The 15,295-nt window shown below is 71.7% G+C and carries 13 protein-coding genes; 12 read left to right on the top strand and 1 reads right to left on the bottom strand.

Annotated elements, in window-relative coordinates:
- Nucleotides 1–28: 28 nt before the first annotated feature.
- Complete coding sequence (locus C5H89_RS06890; protein WP_104106304.1) at nt 29–1,216, bottom strand: DUF1015 family protein; 1,188 nt, start codon at nt 1,214–1,216, stop codon at nt 29–31.
- Nucleotides 1,217–1,266: 50 nt separating this feature from the next.
- Between C5H89_RS06890 and C5H89_RS06895 the strand changes: the two genes are divergently transcribed.
- The 12 genes from C5H89_RS06895 to C5H89_RS06950 are packed head-to-tail and all read left to right on the top strand — an operon-like array spanning nt 1,267 to nt 15,242.
- Nucleotides 1,267–2,292: an HAD-IIA family hydrolase gene (locus tag C5H89_RS06895; RefSeq protein ID WP_240181746.1), complete on the top strand. Its 1,026-nt coding sequence runs from the start codon at nt 1,267–1,269 to the stop codon at nt 2,290–2,292.
- 11 nt (nt 2,293–2,303) lie between these two features.
- Nucleotides 2,304–2,525: a hypothetical protein gene (locus C5H89_RS06900; RefSeq protein ID WP_104106305.1), complete on the top strand. Its 222-nt coding sequence runs from the start codon at nt 2,304–2,306 to the stop codon at nt 2,523–2,525.
- A gap of 4 nt (nt 2,526–2,529) precedes the next feature.
- Nucleotides 2,530–3,369: a TlyA family RNA methyltransferase gene (locus C5H89_RS06905; protein WP_104106306.1), complete on the top strand. Its 840-nt coding sequence runs from the start codon at nt 2,530–2,532 to the stop codon at nt 3,367–3,369.
- Nucleotides 3,366–4,367, top strand: coding sequence for an NAD kinase (locus tag C5H89_RS06910; RefSeq protein WP_104106307.1), 1,002 nt, complete (start codon nt 3,366–3,368; stop codon nt 4,365–4,367). The genes C5H89_RS06905 and C5H89_RS06910 overlap by 4 nt, the downstream gene beginning before the upstream one ends.
- Nucleotides 4,360–6,102 (top strand): DNA repair protein RecN, encoded by a 1,743-nt coding sequence (gene recN, locus C5H89_RS06915; protein ID WP_104106308.1) that lies wholly within the window; start codon nt 4,360–4,362, stop codon nt 6,100–6,102. Before C5H89_RS06910 ends, recN begins: the two co-directional genes overlap by 8 nt.
- Before the next feature lie 52 nt (nt 6,103–6,154).
- Complete coding sequence (gene steA / locus C5H89_RS06920; RefSeq protein WP_104106309.1) at nt 6,155–7,348, top strand: putative cytokinetic ring protein SteA; 1,194 nt, start codon at nt 6,155–6,157, stop codon at nt 7,346–7,348.
- Nucleotides 7,345–8,241, top strand: a complete 897-nt coding sequence (locus C5H89_RS06925) for a copper transporter (protein ID WP_104106310.1) — start codon at nt 7,345–7,347, stop codon at nt 8,239–8,241. Before steA ends, C5H89_RS06925 begins: the two co-directional genes overlap by 4 nt.
- Before the next feature lie 11 nt (nt 8,242–8,252).
- Nucleotides 8,253–9,929, top strand: a complete 1,677-nt coding sequence (locus C5H89_RS06930) for a CTP synthase (protein ID WP_104106311.1) — start codon at nt 8,253–8,255, stop codon at nt 9,927–9,929.
- Nucleotides 9,926–10,525, top strand: coding sequence for an NUDIX hydrolase (locus tag C5H89_RS06935; RefSeq protein WP_104106312.1), 600 nt, complete (start codon nt 9,926–9,928; stop codon nt 10,523–10,525). The genes C5H89_RS06930 and C5H89_RS06935 overlap by 4 nt, the downstream gene beginning before the upstream one ends.
- A gap of 43 nt (nt 10,526–10,568) precedes the next feature.
- The gene (gene ald / locus C5H89_RS06940) at nt 10,569–11,684 is read left to right on the top strand and encodes an alanine dehydrogenase (protein ID WP_104106313.1); all 1,116 of its coding nucleotides are present in this window, start codon (nt 10,569–10,571) and stop codon (nt 11,682–11,684) included.
- A 10-nt stretch (nt 11,685–11,694) separates the two neighbouring features.
- Nucleotides 11,695–12,624: a site-specific tyrosine recombinase XerD gene (gene xerD / locus C5H89_RS06945; protein ID WP_240181747.1), complete on the top strand. Its 930-nt coding sequence runs from the start codon at nt 11,695–11,697 to the stop codon at nt 12,622–12,624.
- Entirely contained in the window at nt 12,624–15,242 is a 2,619-nt protein-coding gene (locus C5H89_RS06950) for a DEAD/DEAH box helicase (RefSeq protein ID WP_104106315.1), read from the top strand. Before xerD ends, C5H89_RS06950 begins: the two co-directional genes overlap by 1 nt.
- Nucleotides 15,243–15,295 lie beyond the last annotated feature (53 nt).

A 15,295-nucleotide genomic window follows, 5' to 3' on the forward strand; every position in this document is an offset into this window, starting at 1 on the left:
TCACCTACAGTCCCACTCGCAATCGTGGTCAGTCCCCGGTGTGGGGGACCGGGCGCATGATGACGCCGAGACTGGGCTTGGGCTGGAAGGACGTCGCCTTCTCCGGAAGCAGCCGTCCTCCCTGCACGGTGCGGTTCACCAGCTCGAAGTCGGGGGCCGGCAGCAGCACGGCCACGTGCTGGCCGTGGAGCCCCTCGAGCGCGCTGTCCACGGAGTGGTGGTAGCTCAGGCGGGGTGATGAGGCGTCGCCCGAGGCACCGTGAGCGGCGGCCCGGGACCGAAGCCTCGGCAGCACGTCCCCGTGCAGGTGCTCCAGCGGGGAGAGCTGCTCGGAGTCCAGGCTCCACTCGATGCTCAACCACGACTCTCCGTCCGTGGCGACCGCCGAGCGGGGACCCAGCTTGGCCAAGGCCGACATCCGGTCCCCGTTCCAAGTGACGCGTCCCGTGGCGGCGGCGGCCTGAGCCACCGCGTCCAGTCGGACCTGATGCAGGACCCGGTGGATCGCTCCCAGGAACAGGGGGGTGTCCTCCTGGTCCACGACCATCGCGAGCCCGCGGTCCCACCCTGGGCGACGGGCCTCCTGCAGCTCCAGGTAGGCGGCGTACCGGTGATGGCCGTCGGCGATGAGCAGCGTGCTGTCCGCAAGACTGTGGGCGATGGTCTGGAGCTGGCGGGTGTCTCTGAGCGCCCAGATCCGGTGCTCCTGTCCGGCGCCGTCGCGGAACTCGTGGTCCGGCAGGCTGTCAGCGGTGTCCCGGATCAAGCTCCTGATCTCGGTCGGTCCTCGATGGACCAACAGGATCGGGGCCGGATCGAGTCCCATCTCATACATCCGGGAGGCCAGGTCGCCGGCCTGGGCGAAGTGGATGTCCTCGTGGGGCAGGACGGCACTCTCCTCCAGCGTCGTTGCCCGGGTGCTGAGGTCGAGAGCCCCCACGAGCCCGCGGATCGTGATGCCGTGCACCGTGTACTCGTGCAGGTAGAGGGCAGGGGCGTCGTCGAGCTCCATGAGGCCCTCGGACTGCCAGCTGGCCAGTCGCCGGGCCACCTCGCGATAGGGTCGCGCCAGGGCACGTGCCGCGGACGGGTCGGCCACCTTGGCCGGCGCGAGACGTAGCCCCCGGAACGGGTGCAGCCGCGCTGGCCGGGCGGGCGAGGGTGGGACGCTCTCCAGTTCCTGGGAGAGCTCCGTGTCCCCGTCGCGGGTGTGCATCGGAGCATCGTAGGCGGGCCCTCCCCGCTGGGACCAAAGGACGTGGACACATGCTGCAGCAGTCGACCGGCCCGCTGGCCGCACAGCACGACCTGTTCATGCTGGACCTCGACGGTGTGGTCTACATCGAGGGAGCCGCGGTGCCCGGCGTACCGGAGGAGATCCTCCGGTTGCGCGAGGCAGGGTGCCACGTCGCCTTCGTCACCAACAACGCTGCCAGACCTGCTGCCCAGGTGGCCGAACGCCTCACCGCGCTGGGTGTGGCCGCGAGCGCGGAGGACGTGGTCACCTCGGCGCAGGCCGCGGCCTCGCTCCTGCGCACGCGCTTCGGTCCCCGGGCCCGGGTGCTGATGCTGGGGGGACCCGGCCTGGAGGTGGCCCTGAGGGCTGCCGACCTCGAGCCGGTCCAGGACGTCGAGGACGGTGAGGTGGTGGCCCTGGTGACCGGCTACGGCCCGGACGTCCTGTGGCGGCACATCATGCGTTCGGCAGTCCGCATCCGTGACGGACTTCCCTGGATCGCCAGCAACACCGATGCCACCATCCCCACGGCGTACGGTCTGGCGCCGGGGCACGGCACCCTGGTGCGGACCCTGGCGGAGTTCGCCGGGGTGCAGCCGGTGGTCGCAGGCAAACCCGCCCGTCCGTTGCTGGACGAGACTGTGGCGAGGGTCGGCGGCGACCGGCCGATCATGGTCGGTGACCGGTTGGACACCGACATCGAGGGTGCGCGGGTCGCGGGATATCCCTCGCTCCTCGTGCTGACCGGTGTCACCGGGCTCAGCGAGCTCGTCTCGGCGCCCGAGTCGTCCCGGCCGACGTACATCTACCCGACTCTGCAGGGAGTCTTCGCGCCTCACCCGGTCCCGCGACACGTCTCGGACCGCGTGGAGCTCGGAGGCTGGCACGGGCACGTCGACGATGCCGGGGCGCTGGTCGTGGCGGGCTCCGGCAGCGAGGCGGACTGGTGGCGGGTGGCGGCGGTAGCGGCCTGGGACCACCTCGACGCGACAGGTGTGCCGGCCGGGATCGAGCAGCTCACTCCACCGGCCTGCGACGGCCGGACCGACAGGTAGCCTTGTCTGCCATGAGCGAGTACGCCGGAGAGCCCTTGTCGGACCGGGACGGTGAGCAGCAGCACCGGGCCGCCTCCGAGCGGACGGGCGTACCCGAGGTGGACGCCGTGCTCGACCAGGTGGAGGCGGTGGGTTCCCTGCCCGTTGCCGAGCAGGTGGCGGTGTTCGAGCGGGCGCACGAGGCGCTGCGGCGCGCCCTGGACTCCGAGACCAGCACTCCCCGGGGACTCTGAGTCCGTGCCGCCGCGCCGACTCAGGCTCGACCAGGAGCTGGTGCGCCGTGGGCTGGCGCGCTCCCGGGAGCACGCGAGCACGCTCATCGCTCAGGGACGCGTCAAGGTCTCCGGCGCTGTTGCCACCAAGGCCGCCACCGGAGTCACCACCGATGTCGCCCTGGTGGTCACCGAGGACCCCGACCAGCCGGAGTTCGCCTCCCGGGGCGGGCACAAGCTGGCAGGGGCGCTGGAGGCCTTCGCCCCGCACGGCGTCGACGCCGCGGGCAAGCGCTGCCTCGACGCCGGCGCGTCCACGGGCGGCTTCACCGACGTCCTGCTCCAGGCCGGTGCGCGCGAGGTGGTTGCGGTCGACGTCGGCTACGGGCAGCTCGTCTGGCGCCTGCGCCAGGACCCGCGGGTGATCGTGCACGACCGCACCAACGTGCGAGATCTCAGCCTGGACGTCGTCGGCGACCCGGTCGACCTGGTGGTCGGAGACCTGTCCTTCATCTCGCTGCGACTGGTGCTCGACGCGTTGATCTCCGTCACGGCGCCCGACGGCGAGCTGGTGCTGATGGTCAAGCCCCAGTTCGAGGTGGGCAAGGACCGTGTGGGCAAGGGTGGGGTGGTACGCGACCTCGCGCTGCGGACCGAGGCGGTCTCAGCGGTCGCGGCGGCAGCCCAGGCCCGCGGGTGGGGCACCGGCGCCGTCGTCACCAGCCCGCTGCCCGGCCCCTCGGGGAACGTGGAGTTCTTCCTCCTGCTCCGAGCGGGGGAGCCGGTGATCGGCGAGGACAGCATCCGCGCCGAAGTCGAACGCAGCGCAGGACTGGGGGTGGCGGGTGAGAGGCTTGCGCCGTGACTGAAGCCCCCGCTGCCGTGCGTCGCGTGCTCCTGCTGGCCCACACCGGGCGACAGGAGGCGCGAGACGTCGCCCTGTCGTTCGTCAAGGCGCTCACCGAGCAGGGTCTGGTCGTCCGCCTGCTGGCGGACGAGGCGGCCGACCTCGGCCTGGAGCCCCACCTCTTCGAGCCCGCCATCGAGGTCCTCGCCGACGCCCGCGGCGCGGGCGAGGGCTGCGAGGTCGCGGTGGTCCTCGGTGGGGACGGCACCATCCTGCGGGCCGCTGAGATCACCCACGGCAGCGGCACCCCGCTCCTCGGGGTCAACCTGGGGCACGTCGGCTTCCTCGCCGAGGCCGAGGTGGACGACGTCGACTCGACCATCGAAGCGGTGGTGCAGCGGCGCTACACCCTCGAGGACCGGCTCACCATCGACGTGCGGGTCTACCAGGACAAGGAGCTGGTGGCCAGCACCTTCGCCCTCAACGAGGCGAGCGTGGAGAAGGCCGCCCGCAAGCGCATGCTCGAGGTGGTGATCGAGGTCGACGGGCGTCCGCTGTCCCGCTGGGGCTGCGACGGCGTGGTCTGCTCCACCCCCACCGGATCGACCGCCTACAACTTCAGCGCCGGAGGCCCCATCGTGTGGCCGGGCGTCGAGGCGTTGCTGATGGTCCCGATCAGCGCCCACGCGCTGTTCGCGCGGCCCATGGTGGTGGCGCCCACCTCGGTGCTGGCGGTGGAGGTGCTGGCCGGGACCGAGGGAGCCGGGGTGCTCTGGTGCGACGGGCGCAGGACCGTCGACCTCGCACCGGGAGCCCGCATCGAGGTGCGTCGTGGCGCCCACCCGGTCCGCCTCGTGAGACTCCACCAGGCCCCCTTCACCGACCGACTCGTGGCCAAGTTCGACCTGCCCGTCGAAGGCTGGCGCGGAGCGGCGGAGAGGCGGCGCCGGGAGAACGGCGACGCCTCGATCGAGAACGGGTCGAGCTCCGCGGCGCAGGGCCAAGCCGATGTTTGAGGAGATCAGGATCAGCTCGCTGGGGGTCATCGAGGACTCCACCCTGGAGCTCGGGCCCGGCTTCACCGTGATCACCGGTGAGACCGGTGCCGGCAAGACCATGGTCGTGACCGCGCTGGGGCTGCTGCTGGGCGGTCGCTCCGACAGCGGCGCCGTGCGGCGGGGCGCCAACGCGGCACGGGTCGAGGGGGTGGTGGCGACCTCGGACCTGCCCGACTTCGCCGACCTGGTGATCGAGGCCGGTGGCGAGGTCGAGGACGGGCGGGTGGTGCTGGCGCGCAACATCTCCGCGGAGGGGCGCTCTCGCGCCTGGGTGGGCGGTGCCGGCGTGCCGGCGGCCCGTCTGGCGTCCCTGACCGAGCCGCTGGTCGCGGTGCACGGACAGTCGGACCAGCATCGGCTGCTTCGGCCCTCGGCCCAGAGGGAGGCGCTGGACCGTTTCGGCGGTCCCGTCCTCGCCGAGCTGCTGGAGGCCTACACGGCGCGGTACGCCGCCCTGACCGCGGTGGAGCGCGAGCTCGACGAGGTGGTCAACTCCGCTCGTGAGCGGGCCCGGGAGGCCGACCAGCTGCGCTTCGCCCTGGCGGAGATCGAGGCGGCCGATCCCTACCCCGGCGAGGATGTCGAGCTGGCTGCCGAGGAGTCTCGGCTGGGGTACGCCGACACCCTGCGGACCGCCGCCGAACGGGCCCGCGAGGCGCTGTCCAGTGACCAGGACGCCCCCGACGCCCTGGGCGCGGCGTCACAGGCACGTGCCTCCCTGGACGCCGTGCGCGAGCACGACCCGGAGGCGGGCGGGCTCGCCGACCGGCTGGGTGAGCTCAGCTACCTGCTCTCCGACCTTGCCGCCGACGTGGCGTCGTACGCCTCGAAGCTGGACATCGACCCACTGAGGCTGGCCGCGGTCAGCGAGCGGAGGGCAGCCCTGACGGGGCTGACCCGCAAGTACGGCGACACCATCGAGCAGGTGCTGGCCTGGTCGGGGGATTCGGCCCGGCGGCTGCTGGAGCTGGAGGACACCGACGATCGCGTGGTGGAGCTGCGCGAGCAGCGAGCGACGCTGCGGGCCGAGCTCGCCAGCACCGGCTCGGCGCTCTCCGCGGCTCGAGCCGAAGCCGCGGCCCGCCTGGCGGAGGAGGTGACCGCAGAGCTCACCCTGCTGGCGATGCCGCACGCGACGCTGGACGTCGTGGTGAGCCAGCACGAGGCCGCCCGGACCGGGGAGGACAGCGGCCCCCTGCCGGTCGACGGACGTTGGCTGCGCTACTCCGCCACCGGGCTGGACGAGGTGGAGCTGCTGCTGGCGGCCAACGCGGGGATGAGCCCCCGCCCGCTCGACAAGGGCGCCTCCGGAGGTGAGCTCTCCCGCGTGATGCTGGCCGTGGAGGTCGCCCTGGCGGGCACCAACTCGGTGCCGACGTTCGTCTTCGACGAGGTCGACTCCGGGGTGGGCGGCAAAGCGGCGATCGAGATCGGTCGACGGCTGGCAGAGCTGGCGCGCTCGGCCCAGGTGCTGGTGGTCACCCACCTGCCACAGGTGGCGGCCTTCGCGGACCGCCACATCGTCGTCGCCAAGGCCAGCGACGGGTCGGTCACCACCTCCGGTCTCACCACGCTGAGCGAGGACGAGCGGGAGCGCGAGCTGTCCCGGATGCTCGCCGGCCTCGACGACTCCGACACTGCGCTCGCGCACGCCCGTGAGCTCATGGAGAACGCCCGCCAGGCGACTCGCTGAAGGCAGGCATGTCCCGAAATTGGCCGGTCCCGGCTGACACCATGGACGAGCCATGAAGTTCGCCACGAAGTCACGTCCAGCCCCCGTTCTGCCCGGCGTCATCGGGACCGTCAGGGTGGATCGCCGTACCCGGGCGCTGCTGTCCCGGCTCCGCGAAGGCGACCTGGCGCTCATCGACCACGTCGACCTCGACCGGGGGACCGCCCAGACGCTGGTGGACTCGGGGGTGACAGCGGTGCTCAACGCCACCGCGATGATCTCCGGGCGCTATCCGAACCTCGGCCCGCAGGTGCTGGCCGACGCCGGAGTGCAGATGATCGACCAGCTCGGGCCCGAGGCCTTCTCGCTGATCCGGGACGGAGCCGCGGTCCGGGTGCTCGACGGACAGGTGCACCTGGCCGACGACGTCGTGGTCACCGGCCGAGAGGTCGGTGCGGAGCAGATCGCGGAGCAGCTCGAGGACGCTCGCGCCGGGCTGGGACACCAGCTGGCCAGCTTCACCCACAACAGCAGTGAGTTCCTCCGGCGCGAGCAGGACCTGCTGCTGCACGGCGAGGGGGTGCCTCGGCCCGCCACGGTGCTGGCGGACCGGCCCGTCGTCGTGGTGGTGCCCGGGTACGAGCACGCCGCCGAGCTGAAGAGCGTCCGCGCCTTCATCGCCGAGCAGCGTCCTGTGCTGATCGGTGTCGACCGCGGCGCCGACGCGCTCGCGGAAGCCGGGTTCACCGCCGACGTCGTGGTGCTCTCCGCCTCCTCCAGCGAGGACGAGATCCCCTCCCCGGCGGTCCTGCGGGCGGCCAAGGACGTGATCGTGCGGGTGGACCGCGGCGCCCCGCGCGTGGTCACCGAGCGGTTCGAGCGGCTCGGCATCCAGCCGCTGCGCCTGGAGACGTCCGCGACCACGGAGGACGCGGCCCTCATCGTGGCCGACGCCGGCCATGCGTCGGTGATCATCGGGGTGGGGATGCACGCCACCCTCGCCGAGTTCCTGGACCGTCAGCGTGCCGGGCTGGCCAGCACCTACCTGACCAGGCTCAAGGTGGGACCTCGGCTGGTCGACGCCACCGCGGTGCCCACGCTCTACTCGGGCCGGGTGCGACCGCGCCACCTGGCCGTCGTGCTCGTGGCCGGGCTGCTGGCCCTGGTCGCGGCGATCGGCACCACACCGGTGGGCCAGGAGTGGGGCGACAGCCTCCTCCACGGCTCCGGTGACCTCATCGACTACCTGCAGGGGAAGCTCTCGTGATCTCGTTCCGGACCCATGTCGTGACCCTCGTGTCGGTCTTCCTAGCCCTCGCCGTCGGCGTGGTGCTCGGTGGGGGACCGCTCGCGGAGGTGGGCCGCGACGGTGACACGGACGCGGAGGTGACGCAGCTGCGAGCCGCCGCCCAGCGCAGCGAGCAGAAGTCGGACTTCGGCGACAGGTTCGCCGAGACCGCCGCCACCAGCCTGTACGCCGGTCGGCTCGCGGAGCGGGAGGTGGCGGTCGTGACCCTGCCCGGGGCCGACGAGCAGGTCGTCTCCGCCCTCGTGGAGCAGGTGGCGGCCGCCGGCGGCTCGGTCGTCACCACCCAGGCCCTGGGGGACCCGATGGTCAGCTCGCAGCAGAAGTCGCTGGTCGACACCCTGGGCAGCCAGCTCGCGGCGCAGCTGCCGAAGGGGACCGTGGCCGCCGAGGCGACGACGTACGAGCGGATGGGACAGCTGCTGGGCTTCTCGCTGTCCACCAAGGCGCCCGAGGGTGCCGGCACGAGCTCCGAGACCCTCGCGGTGCTCGAGGGCATGCGCGGTGCCGACCTGCTCCCGGAGGTACCCGCCACGGAGCGCCGGGCCCCCCTCGTCCTGGTCGTGCTGGGCGACGAGGTCGACGGTGACGGGGGCGACGACATCCTCGCCGGCCTGGTCCGTGGCCTCGGTCAGGCGGCGCTCGGCGTCGTGGTCGCCGGGGAGAGCTCCGACGGCAAGGACCAGCTCGCTGTGCTCCGCGCCGACGCAGCGCTGGGGACCGCGGCCTCCGTGGACGGCGTCGAGACGCCCGCCGGCCAGGTGGCGACCGTGGTCGGTCTGGCCCGGTCCCTGACCACCCAGGGCGGAGCCTTCGGAGCGTCGGGTGCGGACGGAGCGCTTCCCCTCGGGTAGCATGGAACCCCGTGAGGAACCCGACGCCGACCAAGCATGTATTCGTAACCGGAGGCGTAGTCTCCTCCCTCGGCAAGGGGCTGACCGCCTCCAGCCTGGGCAGCCTGTTGAAGGCACGCGGGCTCCGCGTGACGATGCAGAAGCTCGACCCCTACCTCAATGTGGACCCGGGGACGATGAACCCGTTCCAGCACGGGGAGGTCTTCGTCACCAACGACGGCGCAGAGACCGACCTCGACATCGGTCACTACGAGCGCTTCCTGGACACCGACCTCTCCGCGATCGCCAACGTGACCACGGGTCAGGTCTACTCCAGCGTGATCGCCAAGGAGCGCCGTGGCGACTACCTGGGCGACACCGTGCAGGTCATCCCGCACATCACCAACGAGATCAAGGACCGGATCCTCGCCATGGGCGGGCCGGACATCGACCTGGTCATCACCGAGGTGGGCGGCACCGTCGGCGACATCGAGTCGCTGCCGTTCCTGGAGGCCGCACGTCAGGTGCGGCACGAGATCGGCCGGGAGAACGTCTTCTTCATCCACGTCTCACTGGTGCCCTACATCGGACCGTCGGGGGAGCTGAAGACGAAGCCGACCCAGCACTCGGTCGCCGCGCTGCGCTCCATCGGCATCCAGCCGGACGCCATCGTGTGTCGGGCGGACCGAGACCTCCCCAACGGCATCAAGCGCAAGATCGCGCTGATGTGCGACGTGGAGGACGAGGCCGTCATCACCTGCGCCGACGCGGCCTCGATCTACGACATCCCCAAGGTGCTGCACCGCGAGGGCCTCGACGCCTACGTGGTGCGCCGTCTCGACCTGCCCTTCCGGGACGTGGACTGGAGCCGCTGGGACGACCTGCTGCGCCGCGTGCACCACCCCAAGGAGGAGGTCACCGTCGCCCTGGTCGGCAAGTACATCGACCTGCCCGACGCCTACCTCTCCGTCGCCGAGGCGCTGCGCGCGGGCGGCTTCGCCCACGAGGCCAAGGTGCGGCTGCGCTGGATCGCCAGTGACGAGTGCGCCACCCCGGCGGGCGCCGCCAAGAACCTGCACGACGTCGACGCCATCTGCGTCCCCGGCGGCTTCGGGATCCGCGGTCTCGAGGGCAAGCTCGGCGCCCTCACCTACGCCCGTACCCAGGGCATCCCCACGCTGGGACTGTGCCTGGGCCTGCAGTGCATGGTGATCGAGTACGCGCGCAACGTCGCGGGGCTGGAGAAGGCGGGCTCCACCGAGTTCGACCCCCAGGTCCCCGAGCCCGTGATCGCCACCATGGAGGAGCAGAAGTCGTTCGTCGAGGGCGCCGGTGACCTGGGCGGCACCATGCGCCTGGGTTCCTACCCGGCCGTGCTGGCTCCCGGCTCGGTGGTGCGTGAGGTCTACGGCAGCGAACGCGTCGAGGAGCGGCACCGCCACCGCTACGAGGTGAACAACGCCTACGTCGAGCAGCTCACCGCCGCGGGTCTGGTCTTCTCCGGCACCAACCCCGACCTCGGCCTCGTCGAGTTCGTGGAGCTGCCCCGGGAGGTCCACCCCTACTACGTGGCCACCCAGGCCCACCCGGAGCTGAAGTCCCGGCCCACCCGGCCGCACCCGCTCTTCGCCGGACTGGTCAAGGCGGCCATCGCACGTCAGAAGGAGCTCGAGATCCCGATCGACGACGACGCAGCCGAGGACCGATGACAGATCAGCATGAGGAGGTCACGGACCTCCCCATGCGCTGGCCGGTCGTGGAGTCCCGTGAGGTCCACCGCGACGCCTGGGTGGTGGTGGTCCGCGAGGACGTCATCACCCGGCCGGACCACCCCGACGAGCGTTTCGCCCGGCTCTCGGTGGAGCACCCGGGTGCGGTGATCGTGATGGCGCTGGACGACGACGAGCGCGTATTCTGCCTGCGCCAGTACCGGCACACCTCCGGCTTCGAGTTCGTCGAGCTCCCGGCCGGCCTGCGTGACGCCGGTGACGAGCCGCCGCTGGAGACCGCCAAGCGCGAGCTGCGCGAGGAGGCGGAGCTCGCTGCGCAGTCCTGGGTGCAGCTGCTCAGCACCTTCCCGTCCGCCGGGATCACCGACGAGGTGCACGAGATCTTCCTGGCCCGTGACCTGAGCCCCTCGCCCCGGGGTGACTTCGAGCTGAAGCACGAGGAGGCGGAGATGCACCCGTTCTGGGTGCCCTTCGAGGATCTGCTGGACGCCGTGCTCGCCGGACGCGTGCGGCAGGGCCCCCTGGTCCAGGCTGTCCTGGCCTATGACGCGCTCAAGCGCCGGGATAGGTTGTGAGCGGCGACGCAACCAGCTCCGCTGCTCGCGAAGGGTGGGTCAGATGAGGATCGGCGTTCCCAAGGAAGTCAAGGACCACGAGTACCGGGTGGCTCTCACTCCTCTCGGTACGCACGAGCTCGTCCGACACGGCCACGAGGTCTTCGTCGAGTCCGGGGCAGGTCTGGGGTCCCTGGTCAGCGACGAGGACTACCTCGGCGCCGGGGCGCGCATCCTGGACACCGCCGAGGACGTCTGGGGCACCGCCGACCTGATACTGAAGGTCAAGGAGCCCGTGTCCAGCGAGTACCCGCTGCTGCGTGAGGGACAGGTGCTCTTCACCTACCTCCACCTGGCGGCCGATCCCGCGCTCACCCGCGAGCTGATCGAGCGTCGCGTCACGGCGGTCGCCTACGAGACCGTGCAGCTGGCCTCCGGCGCGCTCCCGCTGCTCTACCCGATGTCGGAGGTCGCGGGCTGTCTCGCGCCCCAGGTCGGTGCCCACGCCCTGATGCGTGGCGAGGGGGGACGCGGCGTGCTGATGGGCGGAGTGGGCGGCGTGGCGAACGCCAAGGTGGTCGTCCTGGGCGCCGGGGTCGCGGGACAGAACGCCGCCAACATCGCGCTGGGCATGGGCGCGGACGTGACCCTGCTCGACACCGACCTGGACAAGCTGCGGCTCTCGTTCTGGCGCTACGACAACCGGGTGCACGGACTCGCCTCGTCCGAGCTGTCCATCCAGCAGCAGGTGCTGGCGGCGGACCTGGTGATCGGCGCCGTGCTGGTCGCCGGAGCCGCAGCCCCCAAGCTGGTGAGCAACGAGCTGGTCGCCGCGATGAAGCCCGGGTCCGTGCTCGTGGACATCGCGGTGGACCAGGGCGGGTGCTTCGCCGACACCCACCCGACCACGCACAGCGACCCGACGTACCAGGTGCACGCCTCGACGTTCTACTGCGTGGCGAACATGCCCGGCGCGGTGCCGAACACCTCGACGTACGCGCTGACCAACGCGACCCTGCCCTACGCGGTGCGGCTGGCCGACCAGGGCTGGCAGCAGGCGTCCCGGGAGGACCCAGCGCTCGCGCTCGGCCTGAACACCCATGCCGGGCTCCTCACCAATGCCGCGGTCGGCCGGGCCCTGGGCCTGGACGCCGTGGCCCCCGAATCCGTGCTGGACTGAGCGAGCACAGGTGAGCACCTCCGAGCTGACGCGCGCCATCCGGACCTACCTCGACCACCTCTCGGTGGAGCGCGGACTGGCCGCCAACACGCTGTCGTCGTACCGCCGCGACCTGCGCCGGTACGCCGGACACCTCGACCAGGAGGGCATCGACCGGCTGGACGGCATCTCGGAGTCGACGGTCTCGGACTTCCTGGTCAGGCTGCGCGAGGGGGACGCCGAGCACCCCCCGCTGGGGGCTGCCTCCGCCGCGAGGACCGTGGTGGCCGTGAGGGGCTTCCACAAGTTCGCGGTGCGCGACGGGCTGACCACCATTGACCCCGCCGCCTCGGTGCGGCCCCCGACCCCGGCCAAGCGCCTGCCCAAGGCCCTGCCCCTCTCCGACGTGGAGGCGATCCTGGAGGCTTCCGGCGCCGCGGGCACGCCGCTGGCCGCCCGGGACCGGGCCCTGCTGGAGGTCCTCTACGGCACCGGGGCCCGCATCTCCGAGGCCGTCGGGCTGGACGTGGACGACCTCGACCTGCAGGACGGGACCGTGCTGCTGCGCGGCAAGGGCTCCAAGGAGCGACTGGTGCCGGTGGGGTCCTACGCCGTCGAGGCGGTCCAGACCTACCTCACCCGCGCGCGCCCGGGCCTGGTCGCCCAGGGCCGCGGCACCCCCGCGGTATTCCTCAACTCCCGGGGCGGGCGACTGTCGCGGCAGAGCGCCTGGGCGGTGCTCGCCAAGGCCGCCGACCGGGCCGGGGTGACCCGCGACGTCTCCCCGCACACGCTGCGTCACTCGTTCGCCACCCACCTGATCGACGGAGGCGCCGACGTGCGCGTGGTTCAGGAGCTGCTCGGTCACGCCTCGGTGACCACCACCCAGGTCTACACCCTGGTCACGGTGGACAACCTGCGCGAGGTCTTCGCCACCGCACACCCCAGGGCGCGAGCCTGATGGCCGGCGCATGGTGGGACGGCGTCACCGGTCCCGACGCCCTGTACGACGCCTTCACCGCCTGGGCGGCCGACAACGGCCTGGAGCTCTACCCGCACCAGGACGAGGCGGTGATGGAGCTGCTGGCGGGCAACAACGTGGTGCTGGCGACCCCGACGGGCTCGGGCAAGTCGCTGGTCGCCTTCGCCGCCCACGTGGCAGCGCTGGCGAGCGACCAGGTGTCGTTCTACACCGCCCCGATCAAGGCCCTGGTGAGCGAGAAGTTCTTCGCCCTGTGCGAGACCCTCGGCGCTGACAACGTGGGCATGCTGACCGGTGACGCCAGCGTCAACCCGGACGCGCCGGTGATCTGCTGCACCGCGGAGGTGCTGGCCAACATCGCCCTGCGCGAGGGGCGGCAGGCCGACGTGGGCCTGGTGGTGATGGACGAGTTCCACTACTACGGCGATCCCGAGCGGGGCTGGGCCTGGCAGGTGCCGCTGCTGGAGCTTCCCCAGGCGCAGTTCCTGCTGATGTCGGCGACGCTGGGCGACGTCACGCCGATCGCGAAGGACCTCACCGGCCGCAACGGTCGGGACACCGTGGTCATCGACGACGCCGAGCGTCCGGTGCCGCTGGACTTCAGCTGGGCGCTGACGCCGCTGGACGAGACGCTGGAGGAGCTGGTGAGCACCCACCAGTCCCCGGTCTACGTCGTGCACTTCACCCAGGCGGCGGCCGTCGAGCACGCCACGTCGCTGCTCAAGGGCGGCCTGGCCAAGCTCAAGGATGCCGAGCAGGTCGACGCGCTGCGCGAGCGGCTGGCGAGCTTCCGCTTCTCCGCGGGCTTCGGCAAGACCCTGGCCCAGCTGCTGCGGCAGGGCATCGGGGTGCACCACGCCGGGATGCTCCCGAAGTACCGCCGCCTGGTGGAGCAGCTGGCCCAGGCCGGTCTGCTCCGGGTGATCTGCGGGACCGACACCCTGGGCGTGGGGATCAACGTGCCGATCCGCACGGTGCTCTTCACCGGGCTGGCCAAGTTCGACGGCCAGCGGCAGCGGATCCTGCGCAGCCGGGAGTTCCTGCAGATCGCCGGGCGCGCGGGCCGGGCCGGCTACGACACCGCAGGGTTCGTCGTGGTGCAGGCTCCTGAGCACGTCATCGAGAACGAGCGCGCGAAGGCCAAGTCGGAGGCGAAGAACGCCGCGATGAGCGCCGAGAAGCAGGCGAAGCGCAAGAGCAAGCCGCAGCTGAAGAAGCCGCCCGAGGGCACCGTGGTCTGGACCGAGCAGACTTTTGACAAGCTCGTCGAGTCCCGTCCCGAGCCGCTGGTCTCGCGGATGAAGGTCGACAACGCGATGCTGCTCAACGTGGTGGCTCGCGAGGAGGACGCGTTCCCGGTGCTGCGGCGCCTGCTCACCGACAACCACGAGGACCGCCGGGCCCAGCTGCGCCTCTCGCGTCGTGCGCTCCGGCTGGCCCGCAGCCTGGTCAGGACCGGGGTGCTCACCCGGCTGGACGAGCCGGACGAGTTCGGTCGCCGCTACGTGATCACCGTCGACCTGCCGCTGGACTTCGCACTGAACCAGCCGCTGTCGCACTTCGCGCTGGCCGCACTCGACGTGCTGGACCCCGAGTCGCCGACGTACACCCTGGACATCGTCTCGGTGATCGAGGCCGTGCTGGAGGCGCCTCGCCAGGTGCTGTTCGCCCAGCAGCACGCCGCCCGGGGGGTGGCGATCAACGAGATGAAGGCCGACGGCATCGAGTACGACGAACGGATGCAGCTGCTGGAGCAGGTCACCTGGCCCCAGCCGCTCGCCGAGCTGCTCGAGGTGACCTTCGAGATGTACCGCCAGACCCACCCCTGGTTGCCCGAGGAGGCACTCTCGCCCAAGTCGGTGGTGCGGGAGATGTACGAGCAGGGGATGGGCTTCACCGACTTCGTGGGCCGCTACCAGCTCGCGCGGTCCGAGGGACTCGTGCTGCGCTACCTCACCGACGCCTACCGGACCTTGCGCCAGACCGTGCCCGAGGCGCACCGCACCCCCGAGCTGGACGACCTGCTGGAGTGGCTGGGGGAGACGGTGCGCCAGACCGACTCCTCCCTGCTCGACGAGTGGGAGGCCCTGGGCCACCCCGACCACGTGCCCACCGAGGTCTCGCACCACGAGCCGCCGCACCACCCGCGCCCGCTGTCCAAGCAGGAGCGTGCGCTGACGGTGATGGTGCGCAACGCCATGTTCGCCCGGGTGGTCGCGGTGGCCCGGGACGACCTGGACGCCTTGATGCGGCTGGAGCGCGACGCCGCGGACCGGGTGGACCCGCCACGACAGGTCGTGATGACCCGCTCGCGGTGGGACGAGGCGCTCGAGGAGTACTACGCCGAGCACGACACGGTGGGCATCGACGCCGACGCCCGCGGGCCGTCGTACCTGCAGGTGGGGCCGGAGCAGCAGGGCGAGCCGGTGGGCGCGGGCGAGGACGAGCGCGCCCGGGTACGCCGGGTGGTCCAGGTGCTGGCCGACCCCGAGGGACACCGGGACTGGGTCATCGAGGGCGTGGTGGACTGTGACGCCACCGACGAGGCCGGGGAACTGGTCCTGGCGGTCGCGTCGATGCGCCGGTTCGACGGATGACGCGGCTGCCGCAACCTCGTCCACACCGCGTCGTGTCCTGTGCGCGGTGACCG

This window comes from Nocardioides sp. 616, assembly GCF_002930065.1.
In the GTDB taxonomy this organism is placed as follows: domain Bacteria; phylum Actinomycetota; class Actinomycetes; order Propionibacteriales; family Nocardioidaceae; genus Nocardioides; species Nocardioides houyundeii.